The organism is Leucobacter coleopterorum, from assembly GCF_011382985.1.
GTDB classification, from domain to species: domain Bacteria; phylum Actinomycetota; class Actinomycetes; order Actinomycetales; family Microbacteriaceae; genus Leucobacter; species Leucobacter coleopterorum.
This window is the reverse complement of sequence record NZ_CP049933.1, coordinates 2,049,270-2,066,499: the sequence shown is the minus strand read 5'-3', so window position 1 is coordinate 2,066,499 and position 17,230 is coordinate 2,049,270. Positions and strand designations below refer to the sequence as shown.

General features: G+C 60.6%; 19 protein-coding genes and 2 pseudogenes. 15 read left to right on the top strand and 6 right to left on the bottom strand.

Translation table 11 applies throughout. The annotated features are described in order from the left end of the window. Window positions 1–49 precede the first annotated feature (49 nt). The 5 genes and pseudogenes from hflX (at window position 50) to G7066_RS09725 (ending at window position 6,226) form a co-directional block, all read left to right on the top strand. Window positions 50–1,593: pseudogene (gene hflX, locus G7066_RS09740) on the top strand (GTPase HflX). Window positions 1,594–1,797: 204 nt separating this feature from the next. After that, window positions 1,798–4,116: a 5-methyltetrahydropteroyltriglutamate--homocysteine S-methyltransferase gene (metE, locus tag G7066_RS09735; protein ID WP_166330749.1), complete on the top strand. Its 2,319-nt coding sequence runs from the start codon at window positions 1,798–1,800 to the stop codon at window positions 4,114–4,116. Next, complete coding sequence (locus G7066_RS09730) at window positions 4,117–5,028, top strand: uroporphyrinogen decarboxylase/cobalamine-independent methonine synthase family protein (protein ID WP_244302898.1); 912 nt, start codon at window positions 4,117–4,119, stop codon at window positions 5,026–5,028. Then, window positions 5,022–5,324 carry a hypothetical protein gene (locus G7066_RS16205; RefSeq protein WP_244302897.1) on the top strand — a complete coding sequence of 101 codons (303 nt, stop codon included), beginning with the start codon at window positions 5,022–5,024 and terminating at the stop codon, window positions 5,322–5,324. Before G7066_RS09730 ends, G7066_RS16205 begins: the two co-directional genes overlap by 7 nt. Next, entirely contained in the window at window positions 5,321–6,226 is a 906-nt protein-coding gene (locus G7066_RS09725) for a methylenetetrahydrofolate reductase (protein ID WP_166330746.1), read from the top strand. Before G7066_RS16205 ends, G7066_RS09725 begins: the two co-directional genes overlap by 4 nt. Before the next feature lie 7 nt (window positions 6,227–6,233). On the opposite strand, the gene lipA is transcribed toward G7066_RS09725, so the two are convergent. The 3 genes from lipA to lexA all read right to left on the bottom strand — a co-directional run bounded on the left by lipA (window position 6,234) and on the right by lexA (window position 8,696). Continuing rightward, window positions 6,234–7,241 (bottom strand): lipoyl synthase, encoded by a 1,008-nt coding sequence (lipA, locus tag G7066_RS09720; protein ID WP_166330744.1) that lies wholly within the window; start codon window positions 7,239–7,241, stop codon window positions 6,234–6,236. Then, window positions 7,238–7,936, bottom strand: coding sequence for a lipoyl(octanoyl) transferase LipB (gene lipB / locus G7066_RS09715; protein ID WP_244302896.1), 699 nt, complete (start codon window positions 7,934–7,936; stop codon window positions 7,238–7,240). Before lipB ends, lipA begins: the two co-directional genes overlap by 4 nt. Window positions 7,937–8,030: 94 nt before the next feature. Then, window positions 8,031–8,696: a transcriptional repressor LexA gene (lexA, locus tag G7066_RS09710; protein WP_166330742.1), complete on the bottom strand. Its 666-nt coding sequence runs from the start codon at window positions 8,694–8,696 to the stop codon at window positions 8,031–8,033. A gap of 295 nt (window positions 8,697–8,991) precedes the next feature. Between lexA and G7066_RS09705 the strand changes: the two genes are divergently transcribed. The 10 genes and pseudogenes from G7066_RS09705 to G7066_RS09670 all read left to right on the top strand — a co-directional run bounded on the left by G7066_RS09705 (window position 8,992) and on the right by G7066_RS09670 (window position 15,217). Beyond that, on the top strand, window positions 8,992–9,438 hold the full coding sequence (locus G7066_RS09705) for a LysM peptidoglycan-binding domain-containing protein (RefSeq protein WP_244302895.1): 447 nt from the start codon (window positions 8,992–8,994) through the stop codon (window positions 9,436–9,438). 30 nt (window positions 9,439–9,468) lie between these two features. Next, window positions 9,469–10,552: pseudogene (locus G7066_RS09700) on the top strand (histidinol-phosphate transaminase). A gap of 69 nt (window positions 10,553–10,621) precedes the next feature. After that, window positions 10,622–11,245, top strand: coding sequence for a thioredoxin domain-containing protein (locus G7066_RS17030; RefSeq protein ID WP_280116153.1), 624 nt, complete (start codon window positions 10,622–10,624; stop codon window positions 11,243–11,245). Beyond that, on the top strand, window positions 11,197–11,397 hold the full coding sequence (locus tag G7066_RS17025; protein ID WP_280116152.1) for a DsbA family protein: 201 nt from the start codon (window positions 11,197–11,199) through the stop codon (window positions 11,395–11,397). Before G7066_RS17030 ends, G7066_RS17025 begins: the two co-directional genes overlap by 49 nt. Next, complete coding sequence (locus G7066_RS09690) at window positions 11,394–12,257, top strand: cytochrome c biogenesis CcdA family protein (RefSeq protein WP_166330740.1); 864 nt, start codon at window positions 11,394–11,396, stop codon at window positions 12,255–12,257. Before G7066_RS17025 ends, G7066_RS09690 begins: the two co-directional genes overlap by 4 nt. A gap of 10 nt (window positions 12,258–12,267) precedes the next feature. Then, entirely contained in the window at window positions 12,268–12,876 is a 609-nt protein-coding gene (hisB, locus tag G7066_RS09685; RefSeq protein ID WP_166330738.1) for an imidazoleglycerol-phosphate dehydratase HisB, read from the top strand. Next, the gene (hisH, locus tag G7066_RS09680; protein ID WP_166330736.1) at window positions 12,873–13,511 is read left to right on the top strand and encodes an imidazole glycerol phosphate synthase subunit HisH; all 639 of its coding nucleotides are present in this window, start codon (window positions 12,873–12,875) and stop codon (window positions 13,509–13,511) included. Before hisB ends, hisH begins: the two co-directional genes overlap by 4 nt. A 62-nt stretch (window positions 13,512–13,573) precedes the next feature. Next, complete coding sequence (priA, locus tag G7066_RS09675) at window positions 13,574–14,320, top strand: bifunctional 1-(5-phosphoribosyl)-5-((5-phosphoribosylamino)methylideneamino)imidazole-4-carboxamide isomerase/phosphoribosylanthranilate isomerase PriA (RefSeq protein ID WP_166330734.1); 747 nt, start codon at window positions 13,574–13,576, stop codon at window positions 14,318–14,320. A gap of 4 nt (window positions 14,321–14,324) precedes the next feature. Next, window positions 14,325–14,648 carry a hypothetical protein gene (locus G7066_RS16195; protein ID WP_244302894.1) on the top strand — a complete coding sequence of 108 codons (324 nt, stop codon included), beginning with the start codon at window positions 14,325–14,327 and terminating at the stop codon, window positions 14,646–14,648. Next, entirely contained in the window at window positions 14,579–15,217 is a 639-nt protein-coding gene (locus G7066_RS09670) for an SseB family protein (RefSeq protein ID WP_244302893.1), read from the top strand. Before G7066_RS16195 ends, G7066_RS09670 begins: the two co-directional genes overlap by 70 nt. 561 nt (window positions 15,218–15,778) lie before the next feature. Here G7066_RS09670 and G7066_RS09660 read toward each other — a convergent pair. Genes G7066_RS09660 through G7066_RS09650 form a run of 3 tightly spaced genes read right to left on the bottom strand, consistent with a single transcriptional unit; the run spans window position 15,779 to window position 17,200 of the window. Continuing rightward, window positions 15,779–16,105 (bottom strand): branched-chain amino acid transporter permease, encoded by a 327-nt coding sequence (locus G7066_RS09660; RefSeq protein WP_166330732.1) that lies wholly within the window; start codon window positions 16,103–16,105, stop codon window positions 15,779–15,781. Further along, window positions 16,098–16,844, bottom strand: a complete 747-nt coding sequence (locus G7066_RS09655; protein WP_166330730.1) for an AzlC family ABC transporter permease — start codon at window positions 16,842–16,844, stop codon at window positions 16,098–16,100. Before G7066_RS09655 ends, G7066_RS09660 begins: the two co-directional genes overlap by 8 nt. A gap of 17 nt (window positions 16,845–16,861) precedes the next feature. Then, the gene (locus tag G7066_RS09650) at window positions 16,862–17,200 is read right to left on the bottom strand and encodes a DUF1844 domain-containing protein (RefSeq protein WP_166332010.1); all 339 of its coding nucleotides are present in this window, start codon (window positions 17,198–17,200) and stop codon (window positions 16,862–16,864) included. Between the last annotated feature and the right edge of the window lie 30 nt (window positions 17,201–17,230).

Sequence of the window (17,230 nt, the reverse complement as noted above, 5' to 3'; positions counted from 1 at the left end):
TAGTATCCCAGCCCAGCGAAGGGTTCGTGCGCGTAGACTGTGAGGTCAGATGACGAAGCAATTCTCAGAAGACTCAGCCCACGACGAAGATCACGCAGCAAGCTTAGATCCGCTCGATAGAGTGCTTGCGCGCGCAGACAAGGCCGCATCCGCCACGGTCATTCGCGACCTGACGAGCGGTGCACAGGCTCTCGGTGACGAATCCCACGATTTTTTGGGGAGGGATCTTGATGCGATTCGCATGGATCGTGAGGATCGCGCTTCGCTGAATCGTGTGGTCGGTCTGTCCACCGAACTTGAAGACGTCACTGAGGTTGAATACCGACAACTGCGACTCGAGAATGTTGTGCTGATTGGTATCTACTCGCAGAAATCCACCGAAGACGCCGAGAACTCGCTGCGCGAGCTAGCCGCGCTGGCCGAGACAGCCGGGGCTCGGGTGCTTGACGGGTTACTGCAGCGCCGAGCGAACCCTGATCCTGCGACCTACCTTGGCAAGGGCAAAGCTCAGGAGCTGGCCGATCTGGTCGCCGCTGTCGGAGCAGACACCGTGATTGCCGACACAGAGTTGGCGCCGAGTCAGCGTCGTGCACTGGAAGACGTCGTCAACGTGAAGGTGATTGATCGCACCGCGGTGATCCTCGACATCTTCAGCCAGCACGCGAAGAGTCGCGAGGGCAAGGCGCAGGTTGAGCTCGCCCAGCTCGAGTATTTGCTGCCGCGACTGCGTGGCTGGGGTGAGTCGATGTCTCGTCAGGCCGGTGGCCAGGTTGGCTCAGGGGAGCTGGCATGGGGTCGCGCGGTCCCGGCGAGACGAAGATGGAGCTGGATCGCCGTAAGATTCACACCCGCATGTCAAAGCTGCGCAAGCAGATTCAAGGATTTGCGCCCGCGCGCGAGGCGAAACGTGCGAATCGCAAGCGGGGCGAGGTGCCCTCGGTCGCGATTGCGGGCTACACCAACGCAGGAAAATCGAGTCTGCTGAACAGGCTGACCGGCACGCAAGAACTCGTGCAGAACCAGCTCTTCGCGACGCTCGACACGGCGGTGCGTCACGCCGAAACCGATGATGGTCGTAGCTTTACCTACGTCGACACCGTTGGGTTTGTGCGTAATCTGCCGCACCAACTTGTCGAGGCGTTCCGATCGACATTCGAAGAGGTTGCAGATGCCGATGTGATCCTGCACGTTGTTGATGGTTCACACCCCGATCCCGCGGCTCAGCTGCGAACAGTGCGTGACGTGATCGCCGAGGTTGACGGGCAAGCGATCCCAGAGTTGGTGGTGTTCAACAAGGTCGACCTGCTCGATGACTCGCAGCGACTGGTGCTGCACGGGCTCGCTCCCGACGCCGTGTTCGTCTCGGCACGAACGGGCGACGGGATCGAAGAGCTTAAGCAGCGTATTGACGCGACACTACCCGTTCCTGATCGGGAGGTCACAGTTGTGGTGCCCTACGATCGCGGTGAGCTTGTCGCTGAGTTACACGAGCGCAATCGTGTGTTGTCTATTGACTACATCGAAGAGGGCACACGCGTGCATGCGTTTGTTACGGCGGAGATGCTCGCTAAGCTCGGCGATCACGTCATCTAGACGCTTGCAGGCAAGTTGATTCTGTGTGGCAGCGGAAAACCTTGAATTTGAACGCTTGTGAGATGCAGCCTGTGTGACCTCTGTAATAATTCGTAATTCATACAGTGAAATATTCGGGTCGAATGTCTGAGGTGACGGATAGCTTGGAGAAGCCAGGCAAAGAGCGCGTGGCGAAACCGTTAGCCCCGATACGCAAGGATTCGAATGACTGCGAAGACGCCATTGCCCACCGCCACGATTCTCGGTTACCCCCGTTTGGGGCGACGACGCGAGCTGAAGCGAGCTATCGAATCCTTCTGGAAAGGAAACTCGTCCGAGGCAGATCTCACCGCTACCGCGCGTGAGCTGCGCGCTGCAACTCGTGCCCGCCTGGTCGAACTCGGGCTTCCTGCCAAGGGCGGGGCGGTGCCTGAGAGCTTTAGCTTCTACGATCAGGTGCTTGATGCGACACTCGCGCTGAGCGCGATCCCGAGCCGCTTCAATGACGTGCAGGGCAGCGACCTGGTCACGTACTTTGCGCTTGCACGGGGCGATAAGGATCACCAGCCGCTTGAGATGACGAAGTGGTTCGACACGAACTACCACTACAGTGTTCCTGAGATCGACGAGCGCACGTCGTTTGTGGCAAACCCAGCGGCTCTCGTGGCCCAGGTCGCAGAGGCAGCAGCACAGGGGATCGAATCGCGCCCTGTGCTCGTAGGCCCGGTGACGTATCTTTTGCTCGCAAAAGCTTCAGATGACGCGGCAGAGGGGTTTAGCCCCATTGGCCGCCTCGACGAGGTTGTAGCGGTTTATGTCGAGTTGCTGGGCGCGCTCGCCGCAGCCGGGGCAGGCTGGGTGCAGCTAGACGAGCCGGCGCTCGTCTCTGACTCGCTCTCGGTGTCGCGAGAAGAGGCACTCGCGCTGGTTGAGAAGGCCTACGCAGCTCTCGGTGGTGCGTCCTCGCGCCCGCAGATTCTGCTGACAGCCCCCTACGGTGACTCTTCTGCGGGGCTTACCCGACTCGCTGCGCTCCCGGTGGAGGCCGTGCAGGCAGACCTCGTGCGTGGATCGCTGCCGCAGCAGGCGCTCGTTACGGGAGAACTCGCGCGTGCGCTTGGTGAGAAGCAGTTTGTTGCGGGTGTTGTAGACGGCCGCAACATTTGGCGCACCGACCTGCGGGCCGCATTTTCGCAGCTTGCTGGGCTCAAAGACGCGGGTATCAGCGTGGTTGTGGGAACCTCCAACAACCTGCAGCACGTGCCTCACGACGTGAACGACGAAACAAAACTTGATGCGCGCCTGAAATCATGGCTTGCCTTCGCTGATCAGAAGGTTGAGCAGGTCGCCGTGCTCGCGCGCGGACTCGCCGAAGGGGCCGCCGTAATCGAACCCGAGCTCGCTGCAACCGAGGCCGCCCTGGCAGATCGTGCTGCCGCTCCCGGGGTTCGTGTTGAAGGTGTGCGTGGTCGGGTTGGTGCTGTGACCGATGCGGATCGCAATCGCGCTGACGAGGCCACTCGTCGTGAGGCCCAGGAGGGACTGAGCATCCCGAACCTTGCCACCACCACAATTGGTTCTTTCCCGCAGACCGGAGAAATCCGAAAGGCGCGGGCCGCGTTTGGTCGCGGGGAGATCGACCAGGACGCATACGACGGCTTCCTGCGCGATGAGATCGCACGAGTGATCAAACTGCAGGAAGAGATTGGGCTCGACGTGCTGGTGCACGGCGAGGCTGAACGCAATGACATGGTGCAGTACTTCGCTGAGTTGCTCGACGGGTTTGCTGTCACCGAAAACGGGTGGGTGCAGTCTTACGGTACCCGTGCGACGCGTCCGTCGATTCTGTGGGGGGATGTTTCGCGACCCGCACCGATGACCGTCGCGTGGTCGGCCTACGCGCAGTCGCTGACGCAGCAGCCTGTGAAGGGTATGCTGACAGGCCCCGTGACCATTCTTGCCTGGTCGTTCGTTCGCGATGATCAGCCACTCGGCGACACTGCGGCTCAGGTCGCCCTCGCACTCCGCGATGAGATTGATGATCTGGTCGATGCCGGGATCAATATCGTGCAGGTAGACGAGCCCGCGCTGCGTGAGCTGCTGCCGCTTGATGCAAATCGCCAGGGAACTTACCTTGACTGGTCTGTTGGATCTTTCCGGCTTGCGACCGGAGGGGCTGCGCCCGAAGTCCAGATCCACACACACCTCTGTTACTCCGAGTTTGGCGAGATCATCGACGCCGTTGACGGCCTCGACGCTGATGTCACGAGCATCGAGGCGGCGCGCAGCCGCATGGACGTTGTGGAGCCCCTGGGTGACCACGGGTACTCTCGAGGCATCGGGCCTGGTGTCTACGACATCCACTCACCGCGTGTGCCGAGCATCGACGAGCAGTCTGAATTGATCCGCATCGCCGCGAAACGAATTCCGGGCAAGCAGCTCTGGATCAATCCAGACTGTGGATTGAAGACCCGTGGGTACGAGGAAACCGTGGCAAGCTTGACGAACCTTGTGCAGGCTGCCAAAGCGGTGCGTGAGGCATAAATGACTCAGCTCGCTGAATCGCTAGCTCCGGCTTCCTGGCCAAGCCACACGCTGCCGACGGAACCGGTGGGTAGCCTACCGAGGCCTGCGCGACTGCAGCGTGCTGTGCTTGACGCGGAAGTCGGGCTAGCACCTCAGAGTGAGCTTGAAGCGGAGCAAGCCCTCGCTGTGCGAGACACGCTGCAGCGCATGGAAGAGACCGGATCTCCTGTGCTGAGCGACGGAGAACAACGCAGGCAGAGCTTTGCGAGTTATCCTCTCGGTACAGAAGAAGTTGATGAAGGGCCGGTGTTCGCCGTATTTGCCGACGGCCATCACCGTGTGATTCCGAGTCTTACAGAAGGGCCTTTTGTCTTTCGGGCGTGGGCGGCTGATGATGTGCGCGTCGCGAGGCAGCTCACTTCGTTGCCGCTCAAGCAGGCTGTCATCTCACCCTCGATGCTGTCGCTCATGGTGCCTGCTGGCGGGCTCGGCGACTATACGCGATCAGAGTTTCTTGACGACGTCGTCAGCGGCTGCGCCGAAGACATACGGCGATGCTTTTCGGCCGGTGCTTCCCGGGTGAGCATCGACTTCACAGAGGGGCGACTTGCGTTGCGCCGCGATGTGCGGGCGCCCTGGGCGGGGCCTGATGCACTGGGTGGATTTATTGACCTCATCAATCGTGTGCTTGATCAGTTGACACCAGAACAGCGGTCGGCCGTGGGAGTGCACACCTGCCCGGGCAATGATAACGACTCGGCGCACTCGGCGGACGTCGATTATGCTGAGCTGATCCCCGAGCTTTTTCAGATCGAGGCGGGTACTTTTTGGTTCAGTCGGCGAGCGAACACGACCCCGATCGGGTTGCGCGACTCATCGGCAAACAGCTTCGTGTTCTGTCTGCGGAGGCCGCTGCTCCGCGGGTGCTGATCGGTGTGACAAATCCGACGAGCCCGAAGCTTGAAACGGCTGAAGAGGTGCGGGATCATCTCGTGCGGGCAGCCCGGTTCATTCCGGCAGAGCTGCTTGGATCGACGGACGACTGTGGATTCTCGCCGTATCTCATCGATGAGAAGCCGCGACATGGATCGCCAGACTTTGCGCGTCATGTAGCTTTCGCAAAAATTGCCGCCAGAGTGCGCGGCACCCAGTTGGCTGCCGAAGAACTTTCTGGCGTCGCAGTTGGAGCGCCCAGCGCACCCCTGGTGAACGGGGCAATCCGATGAATGCAACGTTACTCACTGGCAGCGCGCCGACGCGCGCACGCTTTTCGTTCGAGGTGTTTCCCGCGCGTAATGGTGCGGCAGCCCTCGCGCTTGGTCACGCGGTGCAACACTTATCTGCTGCCGATCCCGACTTTATCTCGGTGACATACGGCGCAAACGGATCAAATCGTGACGCCTCGCTAGACCTGCTGAAGTATCTACGCAATAACACGACTGCGCTCCCGCTTGCGCACCTCACTACGGTGGGGGAGTCTCGAGGGGCGCTTCGCCAGACCATCCACGGAATCATGGATGCAGGTGTGCATGACTTCCTCGCGCTGCGTGGGGATCCGCCGCGCGGTGCAAGTGAGAACGATCCGAGTGTCATTGGCTCTCCCAGCTCTGTTGAGCTTTTAGAGATCATCTCGCAGGTGCGGGCCGACCGACCGCCACTCACGAGCGTCGGAAGAACCGTGGTGGCTGCCTACCCGAACGGACATCCCCAGTCCAGATCTCGCTCTGAAGACATCGACTGGCTCATAGCTAAACAAGAGGCGGGTGCCCAGTTCGCCATCACGCAGCTGTTCTTTCGAGCCGACGACTACCTCAGCTTTGTTGCTGAGGCGCGTGTTGCGGGACTGCACATCCCCGTGCTCCCTGGACTCATGCCGGTGTCCACGAGTGCACAGCTGCGGAAGGTTGCCTCGCTCGCGGGTCAACCGGCACCCGCCGAACTCGAACACGAAATGGAAGCCGAGGGTGGGTTCGCGCCAGAACTCGGTGTTGAGTATGCCGTATCGCTGGCGAGGGAGCTGCTGGAGGGTGGAGCGCCGTCTATTCACCTCTACACATTCAATCGCCACGAACAGGTGCTCGCTGTGCTGCGAGAGCTCAACCTGCTGACACCGAGCCCGGTGGGCTAGCATCAGATCACATTGCTTGCGCGGCTAATCCGGCAGGTGAGTCTGTGAGATGTTGAAGCGACTCTGGGATCTCACGCCTCTTCGCCGTCATTGCTTGCGCCCAGAGTCGGCCCGCTCGGTACGATGAGCGCACGAGTGGGCCTGCGAGTACTGCAGCAAAACCCATCTCTTCGGCTTCCAGTCTCAGCTCGGTGAACTCCTGTGGACGCACCCACCTGTCTATGGGGTGGTGCAACTTCGACGGACGCAGATACTGCGTTAGAGTCAGAATGTCGCACCCGGAATCAAGCAGTTCCTGCATGGCGTCAGTGATTTCGCGGCGATCCTCGCCCATGCCGAGAATCAGATTTGACTTGGTGATCATGCCCGCGTCTCGTGCTTGTCGAATGACGTTGAGAGACCGGTCGTAGCGGAAGCCAGGGCGGATGCGCTTAAAGATACGCGGGACCGTTTCGAGGTTGTGCGCGAATACCTGCGGTGCCGTTTCAAATACCTGGGCGAGATCCTCCGGGCGTCCGCCAAGGTCATCGGCGAGAACCTCAACGCCCGAACCCGGGTTGCGCTTGTGGATCTGACGGATCGTTTCGGCGTACAGCCAGGCACCCGTGTCGGGTAAATCATCTCGAGTGACTCCGGTAATCGTGGCGTAGCGAAGGCCCATTGTGCGCACGGACTCGGCGACGCGACGCGGCTCGTCTGTGTCGAGAGCTAGTGGCTTGCCCGAAGTGATCAGGCAGAAATCGCACCGCCTCGTGCAAATGGAACCCCCAATCAAAAAGGTCGCCTCGCGGTCTTCCCAGCACTCGTAGATGTTGGGGCAACCTGCCTCCTGGCACACCGTGTTGAGACCCTCTCGCTTCACAAGCGCCTGCAGATTTTGGTATTCGGGGCCCAGGCGGGCGCGGGTCTTGATCCACTCGGGTTTCCGCTCGATTGGAGTCTCAGCATTGCGCACCTCGATGCGCAGAAGCTTGCGGCCTTCTGCGAATGGTGACCCGAGATTTCTTGCGCTCACTGTGTGACCTCCGTAAGGGCGGCTGTGAGGCGTACAGCAAGCGTTGGCGCTACCTCGTTTGGTGCGATTGTGCGCCCTGCCAAACGACTCAGGGTCGTGACGCCGGCGTCTGTGATGCCGCAGGGCACAAACGACTTGAACGGTGCGAGGGAGTTGCTGCAGTTTATGGCCAGACCGTGGGTGACGATTCCCTCGCTCACTCGAATGCCAATCTGCGCAAACTTCTCAGCGGGGAGACCCGCGGGCCTAGCCCACACCCCCGTGCGCCCGTCGATGATGACGCCCTCGACACCAAAGCCACCAGCGACGTCGATGATGACCTGTTCAAGAACGCGCACAAAATCCACGAGCGCAAAACGATTCCTCAACCGCACAACGGGATATGCCACAAGCTGCCCCGGGCCGTGCCAGGTCACTTTCCCGCCGCGATCCACGGGCACCACGGGTGTGCCATCGGTGGGGAACTCCTCGGGTCGGGATCGACGGCCCGCCGTGTAGACAGCTTCGTGTTCAAGAACGATGAGTGTGCCGTCTGGTGTCGGACTTGAAAGCTTTGCGACGGCGCCCTCTTGGAGTTCAAGCCCCCGCTCGTATGGGACGAAGCTCGGAGAAAAACCAGCGCACATGAGATTGATGGCGGCCCGGGAGACGTGTGGTGCGCCAAGGGGAGATGTGGTCGTCAGTTCACTGGTCACAGTCAGAGTTTAAATGGACTCAGTACAATAATAAAAATCGAGGAAAAATGCAGCTCTCCAGAGTGTCCGGAGAGCTGCATTGTGGCAGGGATCTTTAGACGGAGCGGAACACCGCAACGACCTTGCCGAGTACCTCCGCGTGATCACCAAGGATTGGCTCGAATGCGCTATTGCGGGGGAGTAGCCAGGTGTGGCCGTCACGGCGACGGAAGACCTTTACTGTTGCTTCTCCGTCGAGCATGGCGGCGACGATGTCGCCGTTCTCGGCTTCGCGTTGTTGGCGGATGACGACGAAGTCACCGTCGCAGATTGCGGCATCAATCATCGAGTCGCCCACAACCCGGAGCATAAAGAGCTGCCCGTCTCCAACAAGCTGCCTGGGTAGGGGTACGAGCTCCTCTACTTGCTGGTCTGCTGTGATTGGCACTCCGGCCGCGATCTGGCCAACAAGTGGCACGTAGGCGGTGTCTTCGGGCTGCATCTGCGGGGAGTCAGTGATGGCGCTGCTGGTTTCAGCGAGCTCAATCAGGATTTCGAGGGCTCTGGGGCGATTGGGGTCACGTCGAATGAAGCCCGCAAGTTCGAGGCGGCTCAGCTGGTGCGTCACGCTTGATAGTGACGAGAGGCCAACGGCATCACCAATTTCGCGCATGCTGGGCGGGTAGCCGCGACTCTCGACGGAGCGAGCAATGAACTCGAGAATCGCCTGCTGCTTCTCCGTGAGGGATTTTGCTGGGCGGGGCGTGGCTGCGGTGCTCATCGCTCGTCCTTTCCTTTGTCTACAGAACCTGGCCTCGCGTAACACGGGAACTGACTTGTCGTGGATTCGAAAGTTGCGGCGAATCCGTGAATGTCAGTGGTCGGGTGTTGGGTGAAGTCGTTGTTCGAAACCCTAGCGGCTTCGATTGAAGCCTGGCAAACATATGTTCGAGTGTCGCGAGAATTCACCGAAAGATATGTTCGACAAAAGCTTGTAATTTCGAAACATCGAAGATATATTCGAAACAGATGTTCGACATGGGTTCCCGTTCGAACATAAGCGAAAGGAAGACACCATGAGCGCACGAACGGTTGCTGGACAGGCTGGCACTCGCATGAATGACGCGAATGATGCATACGCTGTGGAAGCACGCGACACCGCGCGTCTGCGATTGACTCGCCGGGGGCGTGTGGTTGTGGGCGGGCTCATTGCGCTCGTGCTGGCGGGGCTTCTGGTGTTCGCGGCCACCCTTCTTTCCCCGCAAGCCTTTGCTACTGACTCTGCTTCGAACAAGCAGCAGTTTCATTACGTTGTTGCCCAACCGGGTGAGTCGCTTTGGAGCCTTGCTTCTGAGCTTGATCCGAAGGTTGATCCGCGAGATCTTATCGCGGAGATCGTCCAGTTGAACCAGCTCCGCGGGTCTAATGTAGAGGCTGGGCAGGCTTTGGCGGTGCCCCTGCGTTATTCCGACAATAAGAATGTGATCTCAGCGAATGAACTTGAGGCTGATTCAGCAGCCTAGCTGCTCGTTCTCAGCCCGTAGACTGGTCAGGTGACCAAGTTGAGTGATCTTCCCCTTCGCAGCAATCTTGTTGGCCTGGAGCCCTATGGAGCCCCGCAAGATCCGGTTCCTGTGAGCTTGAATGTGAACGAGAACACGCATCCGATCCCAGATGACGTGGTCGCAGACATTGTGCAGTCACTCGAAGCGGCGGTTCGAAGTGTCAATCGATATCCGGATCGTGAATTTCTGGAGCTGCGCGAGTCGCTGGCGGGTTACCTCGGGCGGGGCTGACGAGCGACAATCTCTGGGCTGCAAACGGTTCTAACGAGGTGCTGCAGCAGATCTTGCAGGCATTTGGTGGCCCTGGCCGTTCGCTGCTGAGTTTCACGCCGACCTACTCGATGTACCCGCTGCTTGCATCGGGCACGGACACGGCCTGGATTCCCGTTGCGCGTCCGGCTGACTATGCGCTTACTCCAGAGGGGGTAGTTGCCGCGCTCGAAGAGTACCGCCCGGACATTGCGATTCTGTGTGGACCGAATAACCCGACGGGCACCCTCTTGAGCCTGAAGTGATTCTCGCTGCCTACGATGCTTTTGACGGCATTCTCATCGTTGACGAGGCCTATCAGGAATTCGACGCTGAACGCGAGAGTGCAGTTTCCCTGCTGCCGGGTCGGCCCAGGCTGCTCGTCTCTCGCACTATGAGTAAGGCGTTTGCGTTTGCTGGTGTGCGTTTGGGGTATTTGGCAGCTGATTCGGCTGTTGTTGATGCGCTCCGTCTTGTGCGCTTGCCCTATCACCTCTCTGCTCTTACGCAGGCGGCGGCAACGGCAGCGATTCGACACTCCGCAACGATGCTCGCGACGGTGGATGATATTCGCACGCAACGTGATCGTCTTGAGGTTGCCCTTGTTGAAATGGGGTACAGGGTGCACCCCTCTGGCGCGAACTTCTTGCTTGTGGGTGGGTTCGATAACCCGGACGCGACGTTTGAGGCGCTGCGAACCCGGGGTATCTTGATCCGCAATCTACACATCGAGGGACACCTGCGTATGACCGCAGGCACCGAGGCTGAAACGACTGTGCTGATTAATGCCCTTGCCGATCTTGGTCCAGGCGGCGCTAGGTAGCTACCCCCTTCTGCTTCACGTGTTGCCCATAAGGTGCGGTCCTGTAACTGAGCCGTTACCCTTGAGGGTATGTCTTTACCCCCAGAAGCTTTGTCACGCCATGAACTTGAGCGGTCGTTACGGCGTTTCCGCATCCTGAACGTCGTATTGGGCGTAGCTGCGGTGGCCGCACTTATGTTCGGGTTTGTGCAACTGGGGCAGGGCAACAGCGACAACGCTGGGAACACTTCGAACACCGCTGAAAGCGGCGACGATAGCGCAAGTGTCGAGAACGACACAGACTCTGCGGCAACCGTTGGCCTTGAGCGTCGCGTAGAGAACGACCCGATGGCGATTGGTGATATTGATGCGCCCGTTGTGATGAGTGAGTGGGTCGACTTCCGCTGCCCCTTCTGCGCTGTCTACTCTCGGGATACCTTCGATCAGATCGTCACCGAGTTTGTTGACACCGGCAAGGTTCGCATTGAAATGCATGATGTCGCCTTCTTTGGAGAAGAATCGGTGCGAGCGGCAGTGGCAGCCCGTGCCGCAGGGGAGCAGGGGTGCTATTTCCAGTTCGTCAAGGCCGTGTACGACGCGGCCCAGAATCAGGACACCCTGACTTACCGCCGGCGCAACTCATCGAATTCGCCAAAACCGCGGGTGTGCCCGACATCGCCAAGTTCACCAAGGACATGGACCGCGAGGATTTGAAACAGGCGGTCAATGAGAGTACGGCGAAGGCCCAACAGTACGGCGTCTCGAGTGTTCCCATGTTTGCCTCGAACGGGCAAGCAATCGCGGGCGCTCAGCCGATCGAGGAGTTTCGTAAGTTTTTGAAGCAGGCGTCTGCCGAGGCGCAGTGAGCCTGAGTCTGCTTGGTGCATTTCTGGGCGGTGTATTGACGCTGCTCAGCCCCTGCTCTGTGATGCTGCTGCCCGCCTTCTTCGCATACGCTTTCACCAGTCCGGGGGTGTTGCTCGCGCGCACGGGAGTCTTTTTTCTGGGGCTCGCCACTGCTCTTGTTCCGCTGGGTCTGCTCGCGGGTTCGCTCGGTGCATGGGTGAACCAACACCGCTTTGCATTGGTTACGGTGGCTTCGGTTCTGGTGATGCTGTTTGGGCTGGTGTTGTTGCTCGGGCTACGTGTTCCGGGCCTTGTCAAGCAGCGAGGCGCCGAAAGTGCATCAATCGCCTCGGTGTTTGCCCTCGGAACGGTCTATGGGCTTGCGGGTGTGTGTGCTGGTCCGCTGCTGGGTGCTGCACTGACGTTCGCGGCCTTTGGGGGCAATGCGCTTTTCGGTGGACTCGTTCTGTTGGTGTTTGCAGCGGGCATGACGCTGCCGTTGCTGCTGCTCGCGCTCGTCTGGAACCGTGTGCCGGGGGTGAAGCGGCTCTTGCGGCCCAGGGAGCTACGCATTGGACGCTGGCGCAACGCTTGGACGAACGTTGTCGGCGGTGCCCTCACTGTCGCGGTTGGGGCGATTCTGCTGCTCACGCAGGGAACCTCCTCGGTTTCCGGGGTGCTTGGAGCAACGGACCAGGCAAGACTCGAAGCCGCGGTGATGCGTGGAACTGCCGGCGTGCCGGACTGGATCCCTGTCCTCATTTTCCTTGCGCTTGCCGCCGTGTGGGCGGTGGTCGCTATTACTCAGCGCCGTGTACGCGCGGTTCGCGCCGCAGATGCCCAACCCGGGGCGGAAAATATGAGCCACAGAGCCGGATAGAATGGTGCGCATGACCGCAGCTACACGTACCGTCTCGCTTGAGCGTTCAACGAGCGAATCGCAGATCAGTTTGACTCTCGATCTTGATGGCACGGGGAAGTCTGAGATTCAGACCGGCGTGCCGTTCTTCGATCACATGCTGACGGCGTTTGCCCGCCACTCGCTCACCGACCTCACGGTGCGGGCCCAGGGTGACACTCACATTGACGTGCACCATACCGTGGAAGACACGGGGATCCTGCTCGGACAGGCTCTTCTTGAGGCTTTGGGAGACAAGCGCGGTATCTCGCGTTATGGTGACGCATTCGTTCCATTGGACGAGGCGCTCGCCCAGGCCGTTGTTGATATTTCGGGGCGCCCCTATCTGGTGCACTCCGGTGAGCCCGAGGGCTTTGAATACCACCTGATTGGTGGTCACTTTACTGGCTCGATGGTGCGTCACTTCTTTGAAGCCCTCACGCTAAACGCCCGGCTCACCGTGCACCTGCGACTCGTCGAGGGTCGGGATCCGCACCACATTGCCGAGGCGGAGTTTAAAGCGTTTGCCCGCGCCTTCCGTCAGGCGAAGGCACTTGATCCACTCGTTACGGGCGTACCCTCGACCAAGGGTGCCCTGTGAGCGTATCCCGCGCGCGGGTGGTGGTGCTCGACTACGGCTCGGGCAACCTGCACTCGGCGGTCAAAGCGCTGGCGCGCGCTGGCGCTGACGTTGAGCTGTCCCGGGACCCCGCAGCGGTCGCGAGCGCCGATGGTTTGTTGGTGCCGGGTGTTGGTGCCTTTGACGCGGTCATGCAGCAACTGCAGGCTGTTCGAGGTGATGAACTGATCGATAAGAGGCTCGCAGGCGGTCGCGCTGTTCTCGGCATTTGCGTTGGCCTGCAGGTGCTCTTTGAGCGTGGCATCGAGCGCGGCATCGAAACAGAGGGGCTCGGGCAGTGGCCCGGAACCGTGCGCGAACTCAAATCTCCCGTTCTCCCGCACATGGGCTGGAATACTGTGTGTGCACCCGAAGACTCAGCCCTGTTCGCCGGAATCGCCGATGAACGGTTCTATTTCGTGCACAGCAATGGTGCAACCGATTGGTCGCTGGAAGGCCGCAACGAGGCGACTCGCCCGCGAGTGACCTGGAGCGAGCACGGTGAGCCCTTTGTGGCCGCTGTCGAAAATGGACCGCTCTCGGCGACTCAGTTTCACCCGGAGAAATCTGGGGAAGCCGGAATCCAACTGCTGCGAAATTGGATCGCGACGCTGTAGCGATCCTGAACCCTGTTTTGCCAGAAGACACTTCAACCCGTTATCTCGAAGGAGACCCAGTCATGAGCGAGCTCACCGAGGGCCCCAAGCTGCAGTTGCTTCCCGCCATTGACATGGTCGACGGCTCCGCCGTTCGCCTCACGCAGGGCGAGGCCGGCACTGAGACTCACTATGGCACCCCGGTGGATGCCGCCGCAGACTGGGTTGAGCAGGGCGCCGAGTGGATCCACCTGGTCGATCTCGATGCTGCGTTTGGGCGGGGCAGCAATGTCGCGGTCGCGCACAAGATCGTGAAGAAGTTTGGCCACGTCAATATTGAGTTTTCTGGTGGGATCCGCGACGATGCCAGCCTTGAGGCAGCACTCGAGATGGGTGCTCGCCGAGTGAACCTCGGCACTGCCGCGCTTGAGAAACCCGAGTGGACTCGTGCCGCGATTGCTCGTTTCGGTGACCAGATCGCGGTTGGGCTTGATGTGCGCGGCGAGACGCTGGCCGCGCGCGGCTGGACGGAAGAGGGTGGCAACCTCTGGGACGTGCTTGAGCGCCTTGAAGACGCGGGCTGCCCGCGCTACGTGGTCACCGACGTCACCAAAGATGGCACGCTGCGTGGTCCGAACATTGAGCTGCTGAAGCAGGTATGTGCCCGCACCGACCGTCCCGTTGTCGCCTCGGGCGGCGTATCGAGCCTGGACGACCTTGTCGCACTGCGTGAGATCGTGCCGCTCGGTGTTGAAGGTGCGATTGTGGGAAAGGCGCTCTACGACGGGGCATTTACGCTGCCCGCGGCGCTCGACATCGCTGGCAGGTAACGCCGTGGCGATTAAGCGGCTGCCCTCGACGGGTGATGTGCCTCGGTCGACTGGGGTCCCTGACAGCCTGGTACCCGGCGGTGAGGTCGACTCAGGTGGGTACCCGTGGGCAGGCCGCACGTTTGACCACCACGAGACGGCGTTTGCTGATGACGACGGGCTTACCCCGGAGGCTCTGAGCTCAGCAGTCGCCTCGCTGCGTTCTGCTGCGGCTGACTTTCGTGCCGCTGCCCCGGCGGTCAGGGTGCCGCCCTCGAGGTGCTTGCCGATCGACAGCAAGAAGTGCTGCGCGCGATCTCAACCTCGCGCTTCTTGGTTCCGCTGCTGACGGAGGCGGGAGACATTGGAGTGACTCCCGAGGGGCGCACCGTCGAGAAAACGCAAGAGCTTTCGATCGTGACTGTGGCTGGGCCCGACGGGCGCAGCGTGATGCCGGCCTTTAGCTCGGTCGAGGCAATGCATCGTTGGAACGCTGATGCCAGGCCGATCCCGGTGCCCGGGCCGCAGCTTGTGGTCGCGGCAGCGCAGGAAGAAACGGATCTTGTGGTGATCGATGCCGGATCACCCGACTTGGAGTGCGGAGTGCGCCGCACGGCGCTCCGGGGAGTGGCGCTGGGTGACCCCGCTCTGCCCGCTTGGGCTGACGCTGAAGTACGAGGCGCATTCACAGAGGCTCTCGGCGGAGACTTGCGGATTGAAGCGATTGCGCTTATGCCGGGTGACCCTGAGGGGCGACTGCTCGCGCCCGAGGTCGAGGTGCATTTGCTGCTCGCGCCGGGTCTGGATCGCGAGGCTCTCGGAGAGTTGCTTGAGTCCCTGCAACAGCGCCTTGCCGCGAGCGAGGTCATCGCGAACCGTGTCGACTCGATGAGGATCGTGCCCCGCGCCGTGGGCTGAGAGAAAGCTCTAAATGGACGACTGGCGATCAGACCGGGTTCAATCCGCTTTGGAAGGTCGAAATCCAACGGTGCTTGTGGAGCTAGACGCCGCTTTCGCTGTGATAGGTGACGTGCAGTGGCTGCCGGGGTATGCGCTTGCTCTGACAAAAGCACTCGGTTGCACGAAGGCATTCGTCGCGTAATCTATAGAGATTTTGGGAAACACTGACGCTTTTCTGCACACTCATGTGTGGCCGAGATACGACTGGGAGCCACCAGAGCTGGTGGGGAAGCCGGTCTGGTTGTACCCGGCTGAGAACTGGAGTGATTCTGCATTGAGACTGACTACTGAACACGACGATCTTCGAGGGCAGCTCTCCGAAGAGATTTTGCGACTGCAGACCTCATGGCTGTGCCTCGGGTTGAGGCGACTCGACCCATATTTCTTGCGAGAGTGCAAAATGCAGGTTTCTTCGCGGAAAAAACCTGCAAAAGTGAGATCTCGACGGGATCGTCTGGGAGCGAAACGAGCTAGATTTTGCTTCAGTGAACGGTAGAGATTCGCTGAGGTGTCCGTGGCTCAAAACACGTTGAGCAGCAGCACATAGCAGGCGGTACCCGCGGAGATGCTCAGCAGAGCGCGGCGCTTTGCGAGCAGGTGCACAAGAATCGTGACCGCTGTCGCCGCGGCAATCGCCCACAGGTTTCCCGGGCGGCTCAGGATCTCGCCGCGTAGCACCACCACCGCGAGAATGAGCAGGATCCCGGCTGGCATCCAGCGGCCGAGAGCTTTCACGAAGAGAGATTTTCGCAGCGGCTTCAGAATCGCGAACGGCAGCGTACGAAGGGCCAACGTGATGAGACCGGAGATCACTACCGCAATGATGAGGTAAACGGGGTCAGCCATTGGTCACCTTGCCCGAACTCTCATCGCTGTGCAGGTGACGTCCCGTGGCAAATCGCAGGGTGAGCAACACTGCATATACAGCGAGAGCTGCCAACAACGCCTGATCTGGAACGATCAGGATCGCGACACCAATCGAGAGCCCGGCCAGCACTGCCGAGGGGATCTCGCGCCGCCCCCGGATCGCATCGAGTGTCATTACAACGAACAGCGCAACGAGGGCAAACTCAAAGCCCTCGATTGGCTCGGGAAGTGTCCGGGCCACTAACACCCCAACGAGACCGCCAGACACCCAGTAGGCCTGCATCGCCAACTGGCCAGTGACGATGCGGCGTGAACTGAGTCTTTCAGGTGCCATCAACACGTAGGTCGCGTAGGCCTCGTCGATCAGCGCGTACACGGAGTAGGCACGCGGCAACCCCCGCCGCACCCGCTGGATCGGAAACGACAGCGCGTAAAACACGTGGCGAAAATTGACTGCAAGCACGGTGACCGCGATGGTGAGGATCGGCGTCGCCGCAGCGAGCATGCTTACCATTAGTAGTTCAACCGAACCGGCGAAGATCCCAATCGAAAGCGCGGGCGCGAGCCACCACGGTAGCCCGGACTGAATGACAAGCACCCCCAACGCAAACCCGAGTGGGAAGATGCCGATCCCGACCCCGAGTGAGTCGGCGAGGCCTGCCCGTAGTTGCGAGCTCTGCGGGTCTTCAGCCTGCGCTGGTGCGAGGGACTCTGTCATTGGTGGAGAAACGGAACCTAGTTCACGGGTCCCGTGAACTTCTCGCCGGGTCCCTGACCGATAGCGTCGGGGATTGGCGACGCCTCGCGGAACGCGAGCTGCACGGAGCGCAGGCCGTCGCGCAGGCTGCGGGCGTGCATGTCGCTGATGTCGGGGGCAGCGGCGGTGATCAACCCGGCGAGCGCAGTAATGAGCTTACGAGCTTCATCAAGGTCGGTCTGTGAGTCGGGGTCATCGGCCAGTCCTACCTTCACGGCGGCCGCACTCAGCAGGTGCACCGCTGCCGTGGTGATGACCTCAACCGCGGCAACGTCGGCGATGTCTCGTGTTGCTTGTGCGGCGTCAACCTCGGGGATCCGACTGTCTCGGAAACGGGGGTGGAGATG

Bases quoted from the DNA above. Each gene is read 5' to 3' on its own strand.
- metE (WP_166330749.1), top strand. From the start codon at position 1,798: ATGACTGCGAAGACGCCATTGCCCACCGCCACGATTCTCGGTTACCCC.
- G7066_RS09730 (WP_244302898.1), top strand. From the start codon at position 4,117: ATGACTCAGCTCGCTGAATCGCTAGCTCCGGCTTCCTGGCCAAGCCAC.
- G7066_RS09725 (WP_166330746.1), top strand. From the start codon at position 5,321: ATGAATGCAACGTTACTCACTGGCAGCGCGCCGACGCGCGCACGCTTT.
- lexA (WP_166330742.1), bottom strand. From the start codon at position 8,696: ATGAGCACCGCAGCCACGCCCCGCCCAGCAAAATCCCTCACGGAGAAG.
- G7066_RS09705 (WP_244302895.1), top strand. From the start codon at position 8,992: ATGAGCGCACGAACGGTTGCTGGACAGGCTGGCACTCGCATGAATGAC.
- G7066_RS17030 (WP_280116153.1), top strand. From the start codon at position 10,622: ATGTCTTTACCCCCAGAAGCTTTGTCACGCCATGAACTTGAGCGGTCG.
- hisB (WP_166330738.1), top strand. From the start codon at position 12,268: ATGACCGCAGCTACACGTACCGTCTCGCTTGAGCGTTCAACGAGCGAA.
- priA (WP_166330734.1), top strand. From the start codon at position 13,574: ATGAGCGAGCTCACCGAGGGCCCCAAGCTGCAGTTGCTTCCCGCCATT.
- G7066_RS09660 (WP_166330732.1), bottom strand. From the start codon at position 16,105: ATGGCTGACCCCGTTTACCTCATCATTGCGGTAGTGATCTCCGGTCTC.
- G7066_RS09655 (WP_166330730.1), bottom strand. From the start codon at position 16,844: ATGACAGAGTCCCTCGCACCAGCGCAGGCTGAAGACCCGCAGAGCTCG.